The sequence below is a fragment of the Sulfolobales archaeon genome (assembly GCA_038897115.1).
In the GTDB taxonomy this organism is placed as follows: domain Archaea; phylum Thermoproteota; class Thermoprotei_A; order Sulfolobales; family AG1; genus AG1.
Genome location: JAWAXC010000132.1, coordinates 1 through 5,064 on the forward strand (window position 1 = coordinate 1; position 5,064 = coordinate 5,064).

Sequence of the window (5,064 nt, forward strand, 5' to 3'; positions counted from 1 at the left end):
TTTAATCGATACACTAATTATCTATGGAGTAGCAGCTATAGCATCAATACTGATCATATACATCATACACAGGATCAGGAAATATCTATCCACCACATCGGGCTATAGAAGCTAACCTCCTCTTACCATAAAGAGAGGGGGTTTCCAGTTATAAGCTTACGATAGCCATATAGTTGAGTTTAGTGTGGGAAGCAATTAATATACCATGTAGCATAGCAGGGATCTATGTCAGATAGCATCTTTAGCTATCTGTTCTAAGTTTAAATTAATATAGCTAGTCGTGATAAAGATATATGGAGATTGTAGGAGTATGATCAGAGTTGTGGAAGCTATATATGAAAATGGTGTTCTAAAACCTCTTGAAAGGCTTGATCTCAGAGAAGGGCAGCGTATTAGGATTAGGATAGTTGAGAAAGATGTTATTCAGGTTGCTCGTGAGATAAGGAGTCGAGTGAGAGATAGCCTCAAGGGTAAGGATTTAGTTGAGGATCTTATTAGAGAGCGTGGACGTTTTGCCTAGAAGAATCGTTATAGATGCATCACTACTTATAGATCTCTATGCAGCTCCTGACGAGAATCGCGCTTCTATAGCTGAAGAGATAGTTAAATGGATCATGCAGGGCTCTGCAGAAGCCTATGCCCCTAAGCTATTAATAGTCGAGATTGTCGGTGTTTTAACACGCTATCTCCTTGAAGAAGAGCTAGATCTAGCTCTGGATACTCTCCCCTCAATCAAGCTCATACCAGAGGAGACTATATACGAAGAAGCTATTAGAATAGCACGAAAAACCGGGTCTAGAGCTGCAGACGCATATTACATAGCAGTTGCAAGTATAGTCAATGGAGTTCTACTAACGAATGACAGGATACAGGCTCAGAACGCCAAGAAGGCTGCTATAGAAGCATACTACCTGGTAGAGGAAATAGAGATGGTTAAAAGGCTGTTTCTGACTTAGCAATGTATTTAAATGCTTCTAATTGTCTCTAGTTCTATCACGAGATATGCCACTTAATCGAGCCCAAGCATAACAAGGCTTTCTGGGCATGCGTCGAGAAACATTATCCGAACTACAGGGAGGTAGAAGAAGAGCTCTTAGCGTATGAGCTTAAACTAGGTTTACCTGACTCCATGTAAACCTCTCAGAGGCCTTAGATACGCCTTAAGTTCAAGTCAATGACACGGACAACCTTCAAACCCGTGTTTCCATCTGCTTGATCATCTTATCAAACTCATTGGTTTGTCACTAGTTAAATACTTAATAGACGATATGATGAATAGAAAAACAACTGAACTTGTCAAACGGTGGAAAAGAGTAAGCACTCATTCTCATCTATATTCATTTGTGTTAAGGTTTCTGTAGCACTCGGGATATCTGCTATAGTCAACAATACCTCTCTCATCGACTAGCTCCGAAGCCTTGGGCTTATCCCACATGCTGACAACAGACTCGAACTCCTCCTTAGTTAGCAGCTGCAGTAACTTTTCCTAACAACATCGACAGGAACCCTGCGCTCGCCAGAGAGATACCTGGCAGATTAGACTTAGCTGTACCCAATGCCTCGCATACCTTCGTAAATCCAGCTTCTTCCTAACCTTCTCCAGAACCATACGCCCAACAACACCATTGAGCCCAGCAACATTAACCCTATCACATCACTTACTATCAGCTTTGAATCTGGTCATGTTTTCCTGTACCCGCCAAGAAGCGGGAACTATGCAATCCGTTAAAGAGTTTTTATGGAGAAGAAATCAATCCTTGGAGCCGCCAGCGGGATTCTCTACCTATGCTTGCATTGAGTTCAATAAGGGGTGATACGGGGATATGTAGGCTATGAGGTGTCGAAAGATGTTGAGGGTTTCCCGCAGCTGATACTAGAGGGCATAGAGCTATGGATAGAGATACAGCCAGTAAACATAGATATAAGTTACTAGGTATAGGGATAATTGGTTTAGATATGGGAGGTGAGGTTAGGGTAGTAACAGTCCTAATCGTTTTCATAACCCTTTGTCTAGTATTCTCTATATACCTTGCACAGCTATGGTATCCTAGCCTAGTCCTATACTACTATGTGTTAAGTCTCTTCCATCTCTATGAGTACTGGTTTCATATAAAACTATCCATACAAGTACTTAATACGATACTCCCCTTTCTACCCCTGATCCTCTTAATCCGGAAGCTCCTCAGCTTGAGGAAGATAGAGATAGCTAGCAACTATTTATCAATAAGTCTTCGCCGATATCTTGTCCTTTTACTTTCAGTCTCTCTCCTAATATTCTCTCTAGAACCCGCTCTAATGCTTACCCTATTCTCCCCCATTGAGGAGAATATAGGGGCATTCATAGGTAATTTACAGTCTATGTGTGGCAACAACGTTACTTGTATCACTATGGGTGTTACACAGTATGTCGACGCTAGACTTGGGTGGTCATATAATAATCCTATGTCTACTCTGAAAATCGACACTATGCTTTCCCAGACAGATTATTGGCTCTTAAGCGCTCTTCACTTCACCCAGGCACATGTAATTCTATGGCAGGGCTGGGGCTCGTGCGGGGAACATGCAATCGCTACTGCATATCTATTAAATAGACTGGGATATGCTGTCAGGATAGCGCATTTCAGCGATATCGACCATGCCTGGGCTGAGGTATATGTAAATGGTTCATGGTATATCGTAGACCCCTGGTATATAGGAATTGTCTATGAAAAACAGTATCGAGGAAACATCTACTTAACACCAATAGAAGTCCTTTCATCTCTAGAGGACTTTTCAGGCGATCACAAGGTGTTATGCAGATATCTAGATAGTGATATAGAGATAGACTGCACTGACGAATACGGCTACTAAGCTAGTCACCTGCTCTATATCTACTTCTAAATTCTGCTAGAAAGCTATGAAATTGTTGTGAAAAGCCATAGATTTAAATTCTAGATCGCTGTGAAACCGCTACCAGAATAAAATAAAGATAATTAGGGATATAGCCAATAGAGAGGACAAAGCTCGTACTTTCTAACCACCATGTAAGAGGTCTAACAGCTCAGAGTACTTGCAATAAAGATAATAGTGGAAAGAACCTATTCACAGTCGGTGCGGCCAGCACTATGATGTGCACAGCTTGAGAAGGCTAGACAGCTCCCATATTCTATAATAAATTATACATTGCTACAGTATGGAGGCCTCTGGCTGCGGTTTAGAGGCAGTAATTCCTAGCATCGGTACAAGGTATCTTAGTGGCATAGGATGCTCTTATTTCCCACACGATCTGCCTCATCGAAAAATAATAGCTAATCCGAGCAATTTTCTCGGCTACAAATAAATTCTAAAGAAGATGTTTAAGAGCGGTATAGTGGGTTTGATGGTTTCTTAGCAGTTGGGCATCCATCTAGTTATGTATCCTTCTGCTTGCTGTATATAGTTATACAGCTCTAGAAATCTATCAAACATCTCTCTTGGTTCCTTTATTGGGCTTAATTCTTTCAGAGTGTTTGCTATTCTATCTTTCTCGGCGTAGTGGTGTTTTATATCCTTTATTATATTGTTATAGGTATCTATAAGCATGTTTATTGTTGGACTCATGACCTCACTGGTTGAATTCAGTTCCTGAATAGAGTTGAGATTATACTCTTTTGTGATTCTCTCTATACGTTCAACAAGGTACTTGCCTATACTGTTTGTTAGTTCTTTCAGATAGGATAATCTAAGCATTATTGAGAATGTAATAGTGAATAGCCTGTGCCTTTCCACACACTCTATCATCATACCCGCCTCCTTGTTTAATAACACAGCAAGCCTTCTCGCAAATTCTTCCATTTCTCTTACCTTTCTCGATTTATCCTCTCTATCCAATCCTCCCCCTGGTTATAGATTCATATATTTAAGATTTAAATCAACGGTTGATGTAAATGATTGCCTTATATTATCTGACTTCTTTCTTACATATGCCTCTGCTCTTCATTTATTGGGGTGTAAATGTGATGGTAGGTAATGCGTGGGAATAGCGATGAATTTTGGTAATATATATATCTAGGCTGTTTAATGAGGAAAGACCCATACGTATTGTGATCTTTCTTCTTGAGGAGATAGATTATATTGGCAAGGACGCTTTGAGGAATATGTTGCTCGGAGAGGGAGAGGTTCAAGATTTACCAGCTAAAAAGATATAACGGTTCTGAAAAATATTTGCATATGAAAATGCAGATCTGCTGATATTTTTCTAGAAGATCGAAACATAGAGGTTAACCATAGTATCAATGTGCCCTTTATGTTTCATAGTATCGCGGGCTCCATGAAGTGTGGCTGCAACATGGCTCGAAATACAAATCTACATCAGCTAAAGATCCTTATATCTAAGCATTATCCTTACTGCTTCCATAGCTACACCCCTGGTTACACCTCTGAGCATAATGTTTTTTTAACTGGGGGGTAACCACAGGCAGGTGTAACCTATTCCTTCTATGTGGATTGTGAGGAGGATCAAGGGGAATTACTATCTCTATCACAGGAATAGATACGTTGGGAGGGTAGATGAGATCGTGAGGGTCTATAAGATGGTGCGGCGGCCGGGATTTGAACCCGGGATTTCCGGCTCGGAAGGCCGGCGTCCTAGACCAGGCTAGACGACCGCCGCCAAATATGTTTCTATCGTAGGTAGATTTAAGTCTTATAGCTATGGGCCTTACTTTTGCGGGGCGTTGGTGCTTTAGACGGTAAGGCCATTCATTGTAGGGATTGTTTCTTATGGAGATCTATATTAAAGTTTCATTAATTAAATATAATGTGGCTTGGTATATATCTATGAGGCTGTGTATGAGGGTTGCTATAGTTGGTGGTGGGTTTGTGGGTCTTTTCACGGCTTATTATCTGTTGAAAAGGGATGTGGAGGTGGTTATATATGATGTGGAGCCTAGGGGTGGGAGGGCTTCTGAGAATAATGCTGGGCTTATAACTCCTTCTTTCTCGGCTACGCCTAGGATATCGTTGTTCACGCTTGTAAGGGCTGTTCTGGGTATGGGTGGTTTTATAAGGGTATCTCTCTCGGAGGTTCTTCGTAGGCCTGGGTGG

At 41.1% G+C, this 5,064-nt stretch carries 5 protein-coding genes and 1 tRNA gene; 4 read left to right on the forward strand and 2 right to left on the reverse strand.

The genetic code is table 11. From position 1 onward, the window contains the following. Positions 1–310: 310 nt before the first annotated feature. The 3 genes from QXE01_11460 to QXE01_11470 all read left to right on the forward strand — a co-directional run bounded on the left by QXE01_11460 (position 311) and on the right by QXE01_11470 (position 2,850). Entirely contained in the window at positions 311–520 is a 210-nt protein-coding gene (locus tag QXE01_11460) for an antitoxin family protein (GenBank protein MEM4971854.1), read from the forward strand. Continuing rightward, positions 513–956: a type II toxin-antitoxin system VapC family toxin gene (locus tag QXE01_11465; protein ID MEM4971855.1), complete on the forward strand. Its 444-nt coding sequence runs from the start codon at positions 513–515 to the stop codon at positions 954–956. The genes QXE01_11460 and QXE01_11465 overlap by 8 nt, the downstream gene beginning before the upstream one ends. A 1,000-nt stretch (positions 957–1,956) precedes the next feature. Next, a complete protein-coding gene (locus QXE01_11470) occupies positions 1,957–2,850 on the forward strand; it encodes a transglutaminase domain-containing protein (protein MEM4971856.1) in 894 nt (297 codons plus the stop codon). 516 nt (positions 2,851–3,366) lie between these two features. Here QXE01_11470 and QXE01_11475 read toward each other — a convergent pair. Both QXE01_11475 and QXE01_11480 read right to left on the reverse strand, forming a co-directional pair. Further along, positions 3,367–3,849 (reverse strand): hypothetical protein, encoded by a 483-nt coding sequence (locus QXE01_11475; protein ID MEM4971857.1) that lies wholly within the window; start codon positions 3,847–3,849, stop codon positions 3,367–3,369. 702 nt (positions 3,850–4,551) lie between these two features. Beyond that, positions 4,552–4,630: transfer RNA gene (locus tag QXE01_11480), tRNA-Gly, on the reverse strand. A 167-nt stretch (positions 4,631–4,797) separates the two neighbouring features. On the opposite strand from QXE01_11480, the gene QXE01_11485 reads away from it, so the two are divergent. Beyond that, a partial coding sequence (locus QXE01_11485) for an FAD-dependent oxidoreductase (GenBank protein ID MEM4971858.1) occupies positions 4,798–5,064 on the forward strand: 267 nt, incomplete at its 3' end.